Raw genomic sequence first — 13,470 nt, forward strand, 5'->3', positions numbered from 1 at the left:
TCAAGTTTATTCTTGGCAAGGAGGTGTTAAGGTTGGTTGGCCCAATCAATCCTAAAGCATTTGTTCCTCGGTCATTAGAAGTTAGTAATCAAGAACAGACGATGAATGTACAGTATGAACAAGTAGCACAAGATTTAAAAAAACAGCATAAAAACCAACAACAAAGAGTTAATCAGTTAGAAGAAACTGAATCTAAACGGGTACGTGATGAAGAAAATAAAAAAGAGAAAAAGGATAAAAAAGACCAAGAAAAGCAAGATGATACAAAAGAGAAAGAAGATTTAGACCAAGAAACTCTTGGCAGGCATATTGATATTAAAGTTTAGTGATGATTAAAATCTCTAAAACGGAGTTGATAGGATGGAATATATAATTAGTAATATCGATTATATACTATTTGGAATAGGAATTATAATAATATTTATTTCTTTATTTTTAACTTATAGAGTTGATAGTGATAATGATGAATATTATATTGAATCAGAATTATTATCAAAAATTAGGGAAGTAAAAGAAGATATAGAGGAGAGTTTAGCTAATAAAGAATTTAAAGAAGTATTAGATGAGGAGATTAAACCTAATAAGTTTAATCAAGAAGTCACTTCACTAAAAAGATTAGCTAAAGATCTAGACCAGAAGGTAGAAAAAATAGCTAATAAATTAGATAGATTAGAAGGACGATTTGATAATAGTTTCCAGAAAAAGTTTTCAACTAAGCCAAGCCAAGAAAATGACTCTGTAAAATCTAAAGAGTACAAAAAGATTAAGAAATTAGTTGATGAAGGTTATACTCTAGCTGAAGTAGCTCAGAAGTTAGATATGGGTAATAGAGAAGTAAGACTAATTTGGAAGTTCAATTCACGGGGGTCAAAATAATGTTGCGACATATATTATTGGGGGTTGGGATTACATTAATTGTGGTAGCTTTAGTTTTAATGGGGGTTAATGTAGCTCAACCTTCTTTTGATAATTCTAAGAATAGAATTAATAATAAGCGGCAAACTATAATTAAGGAAGCCAGAAAACTAGGGATGGCTTTTCCTGGTGAAAATTATCAATCAGGAATCTCTTTAGAGCAGAATATAGATTTAGAAAAGGTTATTAGTTCATTAGCAAAAGAAAAATCTAAGCAATCAAATAGTGTTAAGGATCATTTGCGAGAAATCATAATTAATATTCCACAAGGAATGAATGGTAGACAAGTAGCAGGTTTGTTAGTAAGTAAAGGTCTTTTGAAAAATAAGACTAAATTTATAAAAACATTAAATAAATTCAATATAGAAAATAAAATTATGGCGGGGAGATATACTTTTTCTAGCCAAGCTTCCTTTATAGAGATATTATTGGTATTAATTGCTCCTAAGGAGGATATAAAATAGGCTAATATAAGGCTTAAAAAAATAGCGATAAATGTTGATATTGTTATTATGGTGTGGTATACTACATAACAGTGTGTAAAAAATGAAGATAGCACGCACATCTCTGGACTTTAATAAAGGTGCCCTTAGGGTCTTATTAAAGGTAGAAAGGGATGGAGGACTAAAAACCATGGAGGTGCAGTAATAATATGTCAGTAGTTACTATGAAGCAACTATTAGAAACAGGTGTTCATTTTGGACATCGAACTAGACGTTGGAATCCAAAGATGGATCCATATATTTTTACAGAAAGAAATGGGATCTATATAGTAGATCTTGAACAAACAGTTAAGTTAACTGAGGTAGCTTATGATTTTATAAGAGATTTAGCAAGTGAAGGAAAAGAAATTTTATTTGTTGGAACTAAAAAACAAGCTAAGCAAACAATTAAGCAAGAAGCTGAAAAATGCGGTATGCCATATGTTAGTGAAAGATGGCTTGGTGGTATGTTAACTAACTACCAAACTATTAGTAAACGAATCAGAAGATTAGAAGAGATAGAGCAAATGGAAGAAGATGGATTATTTGAAGTTTTACCTAATAAAGAAGTTATCGAATTAGAGAGAGAAAGAGATAAATTAGAGCGGTTCTTAGGTGGTGTTCGTCATATGGACGGACTACCTGATGCTATCTTTTTAGCTGACCCTCGTCAAGAGGAGATCGCGGTAGCAGAAGCTAATAAATTAGGTATTCCAGTAGTAGCTATTGTGGATACTAATTGTGATCCTGATTTAATTGACTATGTAATTCCAGGTAATGATGATGCTATTAGAGCGGTTAAACTATTAACTGGCATAATGGCAGATGCAGTATTAGAAGGTAAACAAGGTAATGTAGAAGAAGCTGAAGTTGAAGCTGAAGCTACTAGTGAAGAAGATACTGAAGAATAAATTTAAGGGCGTGGAATAAGGCGTAACTCGTCCTTATGAAGCGCCTTTTAACTACATAAGGAGGATTTAATTATGGGAATTTCTACAGCAGATATTAAAGAATTAAGAGAACAAACTGGAGCAGGAATGTTAGATTGTAAGAAAGCATTAGAAGAAAATGATGGAGATTTAGATGAGGCAGTTGATTATTTAAGAAAGCAAGGTATTGCTTCTGCAGAAAAGAAGGCTGGTCGAACTGCTTCTGAAGGTTTAGCATCTGTTAAAGCTGAAGGAAATCAAGCAGTAATTGCTGAGATTAATTCTGAGACTGACTTTGCTGCTAAAAATGATAAATTTCAAGAAGTTGTTGATCAGATGACTACTCATCTATTAACTAAGCAGCCAGCTGATGTAGATGAAGCATTAAATCAAACTCTAGTTGGTTCAGATAAGACAGTTGAAGAATACTTTAATGAAGCTATTTCTCAAATTGGAGAAAATCTTTCTTTCCGTCGTTTTAAATTGATCGAAAGAGCAGCTGATGAGGTATTTGGTACATATATTCATATGGGTGGTAATATTGGAGTTTTAACTTTACTTGAAGGTGGAGATGAGGACTTGGCCCGGAATGTAGCTATGCATATTGCTGCTGCTAATCCAGATTACTTATCTAGAGATGATGTTCCAGCAGAAGATGTAGAAAAAGAAAAGCAGGTATTACAAGAGCAAGCTGAAAATGAAGGAAAGCCAGAACATATTGTAGAACAGATTGTTAAAGGTAGGTTAAATAAGTTTTATAATCAAAATTGTTTAGTAGAACAAGAATATATTAGAGACACTGATAAAACAGTAGGAGATTTATTATCTGAAGCTGATGCTACAATTAAAGAGTCTGTTCGTTATGAAGTTGGAGAAGGAATTGAAGTTGAGGAAGAAGATTTTGCTGAAGAAGTTATGAGTGAAGTTAATGAGGTTAACAAGTAGAAATAGTACGAAAAAGAGAACACAGCTGTGTTCTCTTTTTTAAATTTCAAAGGGAACTGGGGGTTAAATTGATGTCAGAAACAGAATATTCAAGGGTAATTATTAAATTAAGTGGAGCTGCTTTAAGTGGAAATCAGGATTATGGTATTGACCCTCAATTTATTGAGTCTATTGCACAAGAAATCAAAGATGCAATAGCAACAGGAGTAGAAATAGCCATCGTAGTTGGCGGAGGAAATATTTTCAGAGGGATAGCTGGTAGTGCTCAAGGTATGGATCGTGCTACAGCTGATTATATGGGAATGTTAGCTACTGTAATGAATTCTCTAGCTTTACAAGATTCTTTGGAGACACTAGGATTATCTACTAGAGTACAGACTGCAATTGCTATGAGAGAAGTAGCTGAACCATATATTAGGCGTAGAGCTATTCGTCATTTAGAAAAAGGGAGAGTAGTTATCTTTGCAGCTGGAACTGGTAACCCTTTCTTTTCTACTGATACAACAGCAGCTTTAAGAGCAGCTGAGATTGATGCAGATGCTATTTTGATGGCTAAAGATGTAGATGGTATTTATGATTCTGATCCTGAACAGAATCCCAATGCAGTTAAATTTAAAGAATTAGATTATATTGATGTTTTAAATCGTGGTTTAGGAGTTATGGATTCTACTGCTGTATCTTTATGTATGGATAATAGTATTCCTTTAGTTGTTTTTGGCTTATCAAAGGATGGAAACATTAAAAGAGCTGTACTAGGTGAAAAAGTAGGTACTTTTGTTAAATAGAATTTAAAAAGGAGGTATAAAGATGATTAAAGGTGTAATGAATGATACACGTAAAAAGATGGAAGAAGTACTTGAAAGTATTGAAGGAAACTTTGCTAAAATTAGGACTGGAAGAGCTAGACCTTCTTTAGTAGAAGATATCAAAGCAGAGTATTATGGCCAGGTAACACCACTTAATCAAATGGCTCAAATTTCTGTTCCTGAGGCTCGTCAACTAGTTATTAATCCTTATGATAATAATGCTCTTGAAGATATTGAAAAAGCAATTTTAAAGTCTGATTTAGATTTAACACCTAATACTGATGGTGATTTAATTAGAATTAATATTCCTGAATTAACTGAGGAAAGAAGAAAAAAATTAGCTAAATTAGCTGATGAAAAAGCTGAAGAAGGAAGGATAGCTATTAGAGAAGTTAGACGAGAAGCTAACAATGAACTAGAAGATCTAGAGTCTAGTGGGGAAATCTCTGAAGATAATTACCATCGTGGGTTAGATAATGTTCAACAAATAACTGACGAATATATTAATAAAGTTGATACATTATTAGATAAGAAAAAATCAGCAATTATGAGTGTATAACCTTTAATATCCCCCTCTTTATCTGAGGGGGTTAAATTTTATAGATTTATGGATACTAGTTTAACTGTGTAAGATAGGAGGAAAATTGATGGGGCAGATTTTCGATTGGTTTAAGAATTTGTTGGTTAATTCTGAAGCTTCTGACGTGAATGTGCCACTTGATAAGCAAATTATACCTAAACATATAGCTTTGATTATGGATGGTAACGGGCGCTGGGCCAAAAAACAAGGGTACCCTCGTAGTAGGGGGCATCAAGTAGGAGTTAATACTTTAAAAAAGATTGTACAGATAGCTAGTAATTTGGGAGTTAAATACATCACTACCTATGCTTTTTCGACAGAAAATTGGCAACGGCCTCAAAAAGAAATAGATTTTTTAATGAATTTATTTAAAAAAACATTTGCTAAGGAAGCAGATAACTTTAATCAAAATAATATTAAGGTCAATATTATTGGCCGAAAAGATAGATTACCTGATTCTGTTTTAGAGCAAGTGAGAAAAATCATGAAATTAACTAGTGATAATAACGGTTTAACACTTAATATTGCTCTAGATTATGGTGGACGGGCTGAGATAATAAAAGCAGTCAAAGAAATGATTGAAAATACTAAACAAGAAAAGTTAAGTGAAACAAGACTGGCTAATGGATTATATACTTCTAGTCAACCAGATCCTGATTTATTGATTAGGCCAGGTGGTGAAAAACGGATTAGTAATTTTCTTATCTGGCAGATAGCTTATACTGAATTATATTTTACAGATATTTATTGGCCAGAATTTGGAGAGGAAGAGTTTTTAAAAGCAATTAAAGAATATCAAAAACGAAATAGACGTTTTGGTGGACTTAAAGAAGAGTAGGTGATAAAATGCTAATCAAAAGGGTGTTAAGTACTATTTTAGGGGTTCCCTTATTAGTACTTATTTTTAAAATTGGTGGCTGGATTTTTTTTGGATTTAATTTATTGGTTATAGCTGTAGGAATGAATGAGTATTATAAATTAGTAGAAGCTAAAGGAATTAAGGTAAATAAAATTTTAGGAGTTTTATTGGGTTGGTTATTAAATAGTGCAATTTATTTTGGCTTTAGTTCTCAACAGATTATAGCATTATTAATGTTAGGATTAGTTATAATTTTATTAAAACAAATATTAATTAAATTAGATAAAGCAGTAATTTTAACAACTGCAACAACTTATTTTGGTGTTTTTTATATGGCCGGTCTATTTAGTTACTTAACTTTATTATATAATTTACAATTTGAAACTTTACAGTCTTCTGCAATCATTATATGGTTACCAATTTTAGCAACATGGGTTACTGACACAGGTGCTTATTTTATAGGTAAGAGTTTAGGGCAAAATCCTCTTGCCCCTAAGATTAGTCCTAATAAGACAATTGAAGGTGCAATTGGCGGAGTAGTTAGTAGTATTTTAATTACAATATTATTTAGTGTGTACTTAGATTTTGGTTATTTATCTGGTATAGTATTAGGGACATTAATTGGGACCTTCGCTCAACTTGGTGATTTATCTGAGTCGGCTTTTAAAAGAGATGCCCAAATTAAGGATTCAGGTAATTTAATACCTGGTCATGGAGGATTATTGGATAGAATAGATAGTTTATTATTTGTGTTACCTGTTGCTTATTATTATTTAGAATTAGTATTGAGTTAATAGTAGGTGAAAAAATGAAAACTACTTATAAATTGGTCCTATTCTTTTTGCTTTTAATATTAGCTAGTCTCCTTTTTTTAAATTATGTAGTTGCATATCTATTACCTTTTGTAATTGCTATTATTGTAGCTAGTTTAATTGAACCAGTAGTTAATTTTTTACAGCAAGAGGGTAAATTATCACGTGGATTAGCTGTTGCTATTGTGTTAATAATAATTATTATTTTAATCAGTTTATTATTAGCTATTTGTTTTTCTAGATTATTTGTAGAATTAGATAATTTAGTTAATAATTTACCTGACTATCAAACTATAGGTAATAAGTTTCATTGGCTAGCTAAGCAAAACAAAGAATTGAGTGAATTGATGGAGGAATGGCAGCTTTCTGATTCAATTAAAAAAGCAATTAATAGTAATTTGCAAAAGATTTATGATAGAATTAAAAAGATGATTCAGTTAGTAATTACTTCTTTATTAGAAATTGTTAAACAGCTACCGCGCTTAGTAACGATTTTATTAATTAGTTTAATTGCTACTTTCTTTATTAGTAGAGATAAAAAATTAATTTTAAAGACTTTATTAAGTCCATTTCCTAAATACTGGCGTAAAAAAATATTGCAAGTACAAGTAGAAATTATTAGTGCTGGGGTAGGATTTATCAGAGCCCAAATGATTTTAATTTCAATTACTACTATACTTTCAATTATAGGATTAATAACTTTGCAAAGCGATTATGCTTTAGTAGCTGGTTTAGCTGCTGGAACATTAGATTTAATCCCTATTATTGGCCCTGGTATGGTTTATACACCCTGGATAATATATAATTTAGTAATTAATAATCTTCATTTTGCTTTAGGTCTATTAATTATCTACATAATAGTTACTATTACACGACAAGTAGCTGAAGCTAAAATAGTAGGAGAAAGTATAGGAGTTCATCCTTTGGCTACTTTGGTCTCAATGTATTTAGGTGTACAATTATTTGGAGCAACAGGTTTTTTTATTGGCCCAGCCTTAGTCATAATTTTAAAAGCAATAATTAATACAGGATTTATTTCACTAATTATTAATGATTAGAAAACGTATATATAATAAAGGAGGGAAGTCGTTTTTAATAACGACATGATTTATGAAACAGATATCTATTTTAGGTTCTACAGGCTCAATTGGAACGCAAACTTTAGAGGTAATAGAGAACTTAGATGAAGAAATTTCTGTAGTAGCTATAACTGCTAATAACAGTATAGATTTATTAGTTCAGCAGGCTAAAAAATTTAAAGTTGATTATGCAGTGATTATGAACGAAGAAAAAGTTAGTCAATTAGAAAGTAAGTTAACTGGTACTACAATTACTGTTTTATCTGGTTTAGAAGGTTTAACTAAAGTAGCTACTTTAGAGCAAGTTGATTTAGTAATTAATTCAGTAGTAGGTGCAATAGGTGTTAGACCTACTTTAGCAGCAATTAAAGCAGGAAAAGATATAGGTTTAGCTAATAAGGAAACATTAGTAACAGCAGGTTCTATTGTAACTAGAGAAGCTAAGAAAAATGGAGTAAAGTTGTTACCAATTGATAGTGAACATAATGCTATTTTTCAGGTCTTAAATGGTGAAAAATCAACTAGTATAAAAAGGTTAATTTTAACTGCTTCTGGAGGTCCATTTAGAGAAGCTACTGCATCAGAATTAAAAGAAGTTACAGTAGAGGATGCTTTAGATCATCCGAATTGGGATATGGGTGGTAAAATTACTATTGATTCAGCAACTTTAATGAACAAAGGATTAGAAGTCATAGAAGCCCATTGGTTATTTGATCTTAGTTTTGATAAAATAGATGTTGTAGTTCATCCACAAAGTATTGTTCATTCTTTAGTAGAGTTTAAAGATCATTCTACGATAGCTGAATTGGGATTACCTGATATGAAAGTACCAATTCAATATGTATTAACCTATCCTAATAGGAAAGAAAATAATTTAGAGAGTTTAAATTTAGCTGAAGTCAGAAAATTAACTTTTGAAGAAGCAAAGACTGATTTATTTTCTTGTTTAGAATATGCTTATCAAGCAGGTAAGGTTGGAGGAACAATGCCTGCTGTTTTAAATGCTGCTAATGAAATAGCAGTGAGTAAATTTCTAAGTCATCAACTTAAGTTTAATCAAATACCAGAGTTAATTTCTAAAGTAATCTCCAATCATCAAGTAGTTTATAAGCCTACGTTAGATCAAATTCTACAAGCAGATACTTGGGCTAGGAGTGAAGCCCAGAAAGTGGGGGATCAGATTTGTTAACTACTATTGTTTCTTTTATAGTTGTATTAAGTATATTAGTTTTTTTTCATGAATTAGGTCACTTTTTAGTAGCAAAATATGTAGGAGTACAAGTAGAAGAATTCGCTATTGGTATGGGACCTAAGTTAATTGGTCACCAGCAAGGAGAAACTTTATATTCAATACGAATTTTACCTTTAGGTGGGTTTTGTAAAATGACTGGTGAAATGCCGGTTGATGATGAAGAAAGTGACCCAGAAGAAATTAAGTTATATCAACAAGCTGTTAAAAAAGGTAAGTGTTTATTTCAAAAGTCTGTTTTAGAACGAATATCTGTAATTACCATGGGCCCAATCATGAATTTTTTATTGGCAGCTGTATTATTTATGTTGATTTTTAATATCTTTGGTATCCCAGTAGATACTTCTTCTTCTACTATAATTGGGCAAGTAGTTCCTGAAGGCCCTGCTTATAGAGCAGGACTTAAAGAAGGGGATAAAATTTTAGCTATAAATAATAAGCCTGTAGATGATTGGAAAGCAATGGCTAAAATAATTCACCAGCATCCTAAAGAAGAGATTAGTCTAAAGGTGCTTCGGGGCCAAGAAATATTGAATTTAAAAGTAACTCCTAGATTAGATGAAAATCGCAAAGTAGGATTGATTGGGATTATTCCAATTTTAAAAAGGGAGCCTGTTAATTTATTCAAATCAATTATTTTAGGGATAAAACAAACTGGAATGTATATTTTTGCACTTGTTATGGGATTATGGAAGATGATTACTCAGCAAATGTCTGCTCAGGTGTCAGGGCCAGTTAAAATAGCTCAGATGGTTGGTAATGCGACTGAATCAGGAATGATGAGATTAATGCGGTTATCTGCTATAATTAGTATTAACTTAGGGATTATGAATTTATTACCATTCCCCGCTTTAGATGGAGGTAGACTAGTATTTTTAGGAGTTGAGTTAGTGCGAGGAGAACCAGTTGACCCAGAAAAAGAAGGGGTAGTTCATTTGATTGGATTTGTATTATTAATGTTATTATTTGTATTTATAATGATTAAAGATATTAAATCTATAATTTAGATGAGGTGATATTTGTGGGAAAAAATAAAGACAAGTGGTTAGACCCTAACAAAGTATCAGGTCGTCACGTTGATAGATATTGTAAGATATGTGGTTCTAAAGCAACTCAAGTTCGAATCTTAAAGTATGAAAATATTTGTGAAGATTGTGTAAAAGAGCTAAAGCAAAAAAAGGGTGGTAAATATGCGTGTAAAGGTTGCGGTAAAGTAGCTCCTCAACAAGTACAGGATAATAATGGATATTGCAAAGATTGTATCTGTCGTGCCTGTGGGAAACCCGATCCTAAATTTGTACAAAAGCATGGTTTTTGTGAAAAATGTTTTGAGATAATGGGGACTAATTGTCGTAACTGTGGTAAGGAAGCTCAAGCTCAAGTTAAGAGAAATGATGGGTTATGTGATGATTGTGCAGATAGATAGCAGAAGGAGGGGGACAATGATTGAAGAATATGTTACCTTAGAGACATTATTAACAGATAGCGTAGCTAAAAAACATCTCCCTAAGGCAGGTTATGCTCATGCAGTAGCTACTGCTGAGAATGCTTTTGAATTAGCAATAGAAGAGAATGTATGTGTTGATTTAGCTTCTAAAGCAGGGCTATTGCATGATATTGGTCATACTAGTTGGGAACACCAAGGTAAATGGGACTATGAATCTTATCGTGAGTTTGATATTCATACAATTAAAGGGGCAGAAAGAGCTCATGAATTATTAACTTTAAAGGGAGAAGATTTAGGTAAAGCTCGTGATATTGCTTTAGCAATTTTATTTCATAGTGATTCTAGTTCAGTAAGTCAGAATGTTAAGCTGACTTTATTACAACGGTTAATAAGCGATGCTGATGATATGGATAAACAAGAAGGTGGAGAGCATCATCGGGTTAAGATTGATTATACTGAAGCTTTACAACGAATAAGAAGATTAGATATGCTAATTTATAGACATATAAAATATAACCAAGATATCTGTGAAGAATGTGACTGGAGTAGTGAATGTAAATTGAATCATTGAAACTTTGAGGTGAGAGAATGAGAAGGAAAACTAAAGCAGTCGAGATAGGAGATGTTCAGATTGGAGGGAATGCTCCTGTCTCTATTCAATCAATGACTAATACTGATACTAGAAATGTAGAGAAAACAGTTGCTCAAATTAAAGAATTAGAAAAAGTGGGTTGTGAATTAATTAGAGTAGCAATTCCTGATCAAGAAGCAGCAACTAAGGTAGATCAAATTCGGGAGTCAATTAATATTCCTTTGATTGCTGATATTCACTTTGATTACAAATTAGCCCTAGAGGTCTTAAAAAGAGGAATAGATGGTTTGAGAATTAATCCAGGTAATATTGGAGGAGAAGATAAAGTTAGACAAGTAGCTTTAGAGGCTACTAAAAGGAAAGTACCAATTAGGGTAGGTGTTAATGCTGGTTCTTTAGGACGAGATGTACTAAAGAAGTATGGTTATCCTACTGCTGAAGCAATGGTAGAGAGTGCTTTAGAGAATATTAAAGTATTAGAAAAATTTGATTTTACAGATATTATTATTTCTCTTAAAGCTTCAGATGTGTTAATGACTCTAAAAGCTTACCAACTGATGGCCCAAGAGGTTGATTATCCTTTTCATGTAGGGATTACTGAAGCCGGAACTGTTAAATCAGGTACTATTAAATCTGCTGTAGGTATTGGTTCTATTTTAAGCCAAGGGTTAGGAGATACTATTCGTGTTTCTTTAACAGGTGATCCAAGAGAAGAAATTAAAGTAGGTTATGAAATTCTTAAATCTTTAAAATTAAGGGATAAAGGGCCAACCTTAGTTTCGTGCCCTACTTGTGGACGGTGTGAAATAGATTTAGTACAGATTGCTAATAAAGTAGAGCAAGAAGTTGCTAAATTAGATCAACCTATAGAAATAGCAGTTATGGGGTGTGCGGTTAATGGCCCTGGTGAAGCTAGAGAAGCTGACATTGGAATTGCTGGTGGCAAAAATGAAGGATTAATTTTTAAAGAAGGAGAAATTTTACGGAAAGTACCAGCAGATAAGTTAGTTGATGAATTGATGAATGAGGTAGAAAAATTATAAACTAAACAATATTGGAGGTAATAATTATGCGAATGTCACAAATGTATCTACCAACACTAAAAGAAACACCTGCTGATGCTGAGGTTACAAGTCATAAATTAATGTTAAGAGCAGGAATGATAAGAAAGCTTGGTTCAGGGATCTATACATATTTACCTTTAGGTTATAAAGCAATTAGTAATTTAGAAGAAATTATTAAAGAAGAGTTAAATAAAAAAGGAGCTCAAGAACTATTATTACCAGCTTTACAACCAGCAAGTTTATGGGAAGAGTCAGGTAGATTAGAAAATTATGGGCCAGAATTAATGAGACTTGAAGATCGTCATGCAAGAGAATTTTGTTTAGGGCCAACCCACGAAGAAGTAATTACTGATCTAGTAAGAGATGAAGTCAGATCTTATAAAGAATTACCACTTAATTTATATCAAATTCAAACTAAATATCGAGATGAAGTTAGACCTCGTTTTGGTGTATTAAGAGGTAGAGAGTTTATTATGAAGGATGCGTATAGTTTTGATGCTGATGAAAAAGGACTAAATGAAAGTTATCAGCAAATGTATGATGCATATTGTAATATCTTTTCACGGTGTGGTTTAGAGTATAGACCAGTTTTAGCTGATACAGGAACTATTGGTGGTGATGATTCTCATGAGTTTATGGTTTTAGCAGATGCTGGAGAAGATATTGTAGTATATTGTGAAGAATGTGATTATGCAGCTAATTTAGAACTAGCTACCGCAGATTCTAAAGTAATAGCTCAAGACGAAGAAGCAAAGGAATTAAAAGTAGTAGATACTCCTGAAGTTTCTACAATTGAAGATTTGGTTACAGAATTAGATTTAGCAGCCCATAAGATGATTAAAGCAGTATTATATCAGGTTGATGAAGAGCCAGTTTTAGCGTTAGTTAGAGGTGATTATGAAATAAATGAAGTTAAATTGGGTAATATATTAGACGTAGTTAATCTTGAATTAGCTGCTGAGGAAGTATATCAAAAGTTAGATACTGTTAAAGGATTTACGGGACCTGTTAAGCTAGAGGAGATTAAAATTGTAGCTGATGAATTAGTGATGGAGATGAGTAATGCAGTCAGTGGAGCTAACAAGTTAGACCAGCATTATCTGAATGTAAATCCTGGTCGGGACTTTAAAGTAACAACAGTAGCAGATATTAGAGAGGTTAAAGTAGGAGAAGATTGTATCCAGTGCGGTAGCCAATTAAAACAAACCCGTGGGATTGAGGTAGGTCAGGTATTTAAACTAGGAACTAAATATAGTAAAGCTTTGGAGGCAACTTTCTTAGACCAAAATGGTAAACCGCAACCATTAGTAATGGGCTGTTATGGAATAGGAGTCTCTAGAACTATTGCTGCTGCAATTGAACAAAATCATGATGAATACGGTATTAAATGGCCTAAAGCACTAGCTCCATACAATGTAGAGTTATTAGTTTTAGGAAGTGGAGAAGTAATGGAACAAGCCGAGGAATTTTATCAGCAACTAAAAGAAGAGGGAATAGAAGTTTTATTAGATGATCGAGCTGAAAGAGCAGGAGTTAAATTTAATGATGCTGATTTAATAGGAGCTCCAATAAGAGTAACTATTGGAGCTCGTTCTTTAGCAGATGGCAAGGTAGAAGTTAAATTACGTCAGACAGGTGAAGAGTTTAAAGTGGAAGTAGAAGAGTTTTTAGCTAAAATTGAAAGTTTGCTTACTGATTCAATTTATTAGGG

General features: G+C 32.5%; 16 protein-coding genes. All 16 read left to right on the forward strand.

Annotated features, from left to right (window positions below; translation table 11 throughout):
- Window positions 1-32 precede the first annotated feature (32 nt).
- The 16 genes from HALHA_RS03345 (at window position 33) to HALHA_RS03420 (ending at window position 13,468) form a co-directional block, all read left to right on the forward strand.
- Window positions 33-326, forward strand: a complete 294-nt coding sequence (locus tag HALHA_RS03345; protein WP_015326381.1) for a hypothetical protein — start codon at window positions 33-35, stop codon at window positions 324-326.
- Between the two features lie 34 nt (window positions 327-360).
- On the forward strand, window positions 361-876 hold the full coding sequence (locus HALHA_RS03350) for a DUF2802 domain-containing protein (RefSeq protein ID WP_015326382.1): 516 nt from the start codon (window positions 361-363) through the stop codon (window positions 874-876).
- Window positions 876-1,379 (forward strand): MltG/YceG/YrrL family protein, encoded by a 504-nt coding sequence (locus HALHA_RS03355; RefSeq protein ID WP_015326383.1) that lies wholly within the window; start codon window positions 876-878, stop codon window positions 1,377-1,379. The genes HALHA_RS03350 and HALHA_RS03355 overlap by 1 nt, the downstream gene beginning before the upstream one ends.
- A gap of 188 nt (window positions 1,380-1,567) precedes the next feature.
- Window positions 1,568-2,308 carry a 30S ribosomal protein S2 gene (rpsB, locus tag HALHA_RS03360; RefSeq protein WP_015326384.1) on the forward strand — a complete coding sequence of 247 codons (741 nt, stop codon included), beginning with the start codon at window positions 1,568-1,570 and terminating at the stop codon, window positions 2,306-2,308.
- A 72-nt stretch (window positions 2,309-2,380) separates the two neighbouring features.
- On the forward strand, window positions 2,381-3,271 hold the full coding sequence (gene tsf / locus HALHA_RS03365) for a translation elongation factor Ts (RefSeq protein WP_015326385.1): 891 nt from the start codon (window positions 2,381-2,383) through the stop codon (window positions 3,269-3,271).
- Window positions 3,272-3,342: 71 nt separating this feature from the next.
- The gene (gene pyrH, locus HALHA_RS03370) at window positions 3,343-4,056 is read left to right on the forward strand and encodes a UMP kinase (RefSeq protein WP_015326386.1); all 714 of its coding nucleotides are present in this window, start codon (window positions 3,343-3,345) and stop codon (window positions 4,054-4,056) included.
- A 22-nt stretch (window positions 4,057-4,078) separates the two neighbouring features.
- Window positions 4,079-4,636: a ribosome recycling factor gene (frr, locus tag HALHA_RS03375; protein ID WP_015326387.1), complete on the forward strand. Its 558-nt coding sequence runs from the start codon at window positions 4,079-4,081 to the stop codon at window positions 4,634-4,636.
- 88 nt (window positions 4,637-4,724) lie between these two features.
- On the forward strand, window positions 4,725-5,495 hold the full coding sequence (locus HALHA_RS03380; RefSeq protein ID WP_015326388.1) for an undecaprenyl pyrophosphate synthase: 771 nt from the start codon (window positions 4,725-4,727) through the stop codon (window positions 5,493-5,495).
- Between the two features lie 8 nt (window positions 5,496-5,503).
- Window positions 5,504-6,310, forward strand: a complete 807-nt coding sequence (locus HALHA_RS03385) for a phosphatidate cytidylyltransferase (RefSeq protein WP_015326389.1) — start codon at window positions 5,504-5,506, stop codon at window positions 6,308-6,310.
- A gap of 14 nt (window positions 6,311-6,324) precedes the next feature.
- The gene (gene ytvI / locus HALHA_RS03390; RefSeq protein ID WP_015326390.1) at window positions 6,325-7,386 is read left to right on the forward strand and encodes a sporulation integral membrane protein YtvI; all 1,062 of its coding nucleotides are present in this window, start codon (window positions 6,325-6,327) and stop codon (window positions 7,384-7,386) included.
- Between the two features lie 52 nt (window positions 7,387-7,438).
- The gene (locus tag HALHA_RS03395; protein ID WP_015326391.1) at window positions 7,439-8,596 is read left to right on the forward strand and encodes a 1-deoxy-D-xylulose-5-phosphate reductoisomerase; all 1,158 of its coding nucleotides are present in this window, start codon (window positions 7,439-7,441) and stop codon (window positions 8,594-8,596) included.
- Complete coding sequence (rseP, locus tag HALHA_RS03400) at window positions 8,590-9,663, forward strand: RIP metalloprotease RseP (protein ID WP_015326392.1); 1,074 nt, start codon at window positions 8,590-8,592, stop codon at window positions 9,661-9,663. Before HALHA_RS03395 ends, rseP begins: the two co-directional genes overlap by 7 nt.
- 14 nt (window positions 9,664-9,677) lie before the next feature.
- Window positions 9,678-10,082, forward strand: coding sequence for a hypothetical protein (locus tag HALHA_RS03405; RefSeq protein WP_015326393.1), 405 nt, complete (start codon window positions 9,678-9,680; stop codon window positions 10,080-10,082).
- Window positions 10,083-10,098: 16 nt separating this feature from the next.
- Window positions 10,099-10,674 carry an HD domain-containing protein gene (locus tag HALHA_RS03410; RefSeq protein ID WP_015326394.1) on the forward strand — a complete coding sequence of 192 codons (576 nt, stop codon included), beginning with the start codon at window positions 10,099-10,101 and terminating at the stop codon, window positions 10,672-10,674.
- A 17-nt stretch (window positions 10,675-10,691) separates the two neighbouring features.
- Window positions 10,692-11,738, forward strand: coding sequence for a flavodoxin-dependent (E)-4-hydroxy-3-methylbut-2-enyl-diphosphate synthase (gene ispG, locus HALHA_RS03415; protein WP_015326395.1), 1,047 nt, complete (start codon window positions 10,692-10,694; stop codon window positions 11,736-11,738).
- Between the two features lie 26 nt (window positions 11,739-11,764).
- On the forward strand, window positions 11,765-13,468 hold the full coding sequence (locus HALHA_RS03420) for a proline--tRNA ligase (protein ID WP_015326396.1): 1,704 nt from the start codon (window positions 11,765-11,767) through the stop codon (window positions 13,466-13,468).
- Window positions 13,469-13,470: the final 2 nt, after the last annotated feature.

It is taken from the genome of Halobacteroides halobius DSM 5150 (assembly GCF_000328625.1).
In the GTDB taxonomy this organism is placed as follows: domain Bacteria; phylum Bacillota; class Halanaerobiia; order Halobacteroidales; family Halobacteroidaceae; genus Halobacteroides; species Halobacteroides halobius.

What these genes read in the sequence shown, in the direction of transcription:
- HALHA_RS03350 (WP_015326382.1), top strand. Translation starts at nt 361, where the DNA reads ATGGAATATATAATTAGTAATATCGATTATATACTATTTGGAATAGGA.
- ytvI (WP_015326390.1), top strand. Translation starts at nt 6,325, where the DNA reads ATGAAAACTACTTATAAATTGGTCCTATTCTTTTTGCTTTTAATATTA.
- tsf (WP_015326385.1), top strand. Translation starts at nt 2,381, where the DNA reads ATGGGAATTTCTACAGCAGATATTAAAGAATTAAGAGAACAAACTGGA.
- frr (WP_015326387.1), top strand. Translation starts at nt 4,079, where the DNA reads ATGATTAAAGGTGTAATGAATGATACACGTAAAAAGATGGAAGAAGTA.
- HALHA_RS03410 (WP_015326394.1), top strand. Translation starts at nt 10,099, where the DNA reads ATGATTGAAGAATATGTTACCTTAGAGACATTATTAACAGATAGCGTA.
- HALHA_RS03380 (WP_015326388.1), top strand. Translation starts at nt 4,725, where the DNA reads ATGGGGCAGATTTTCGATTGGTTTAAGAATTTGTTGGTTAATTCTGAA.
- pyrH (WP_015326386.1), top strand. Translation starts at nt 3,343, where the DNA reads ATGTCAGAAACAGAATATTCAAGGGTAATTATTAAATTAAGTGGAGCT.
- HALHA_RS03420 (WP_015326396.1), top strand. Translation starts at nt 11,765, where the DNA reads ATGCGAATGTCACAAATGTATCTACCAACACTAAAAGAAACACCTGCT.
- ispG (WP_015326395.1), top strand. Translation starts at nt 10,692, where the DNA reads ATGAGAAGGAAAACTAAAGCAGTCGAGATAGGAGATGTTCAGATTGGA.
- rpsB (WP_015326384.1), top strand. Translation starts at nt 1,568, where the DNA reads ATGTCAGTAGTTACTATGAAGCAACTATTAGAAACAGGTGTTCATTTT.
- HALHA_RS03355 (WP_015326383.1), top strand. Translation starts at nt 876, where the DNA reads ATGTTGCGACATATATTATTGGGGGTTGGGATTACATTAATTGTGGTA.
- HALHA_RS03385 (WP_015326389.1), top strand. Translation starts at nt 5,504, where the DNA reads ATGCTAATCAAAAGGGTGTTAAGTACTATTTTAGGGGTTCCCTTATTA.
- HALHA_RS03395 (WP_015326391.1), top strand. Translation starts at nt 7,439, where the DNA reads ATGAAACAGATATCTATTTTAGGTTCTACAGGCTCAATTGGAACGCAA.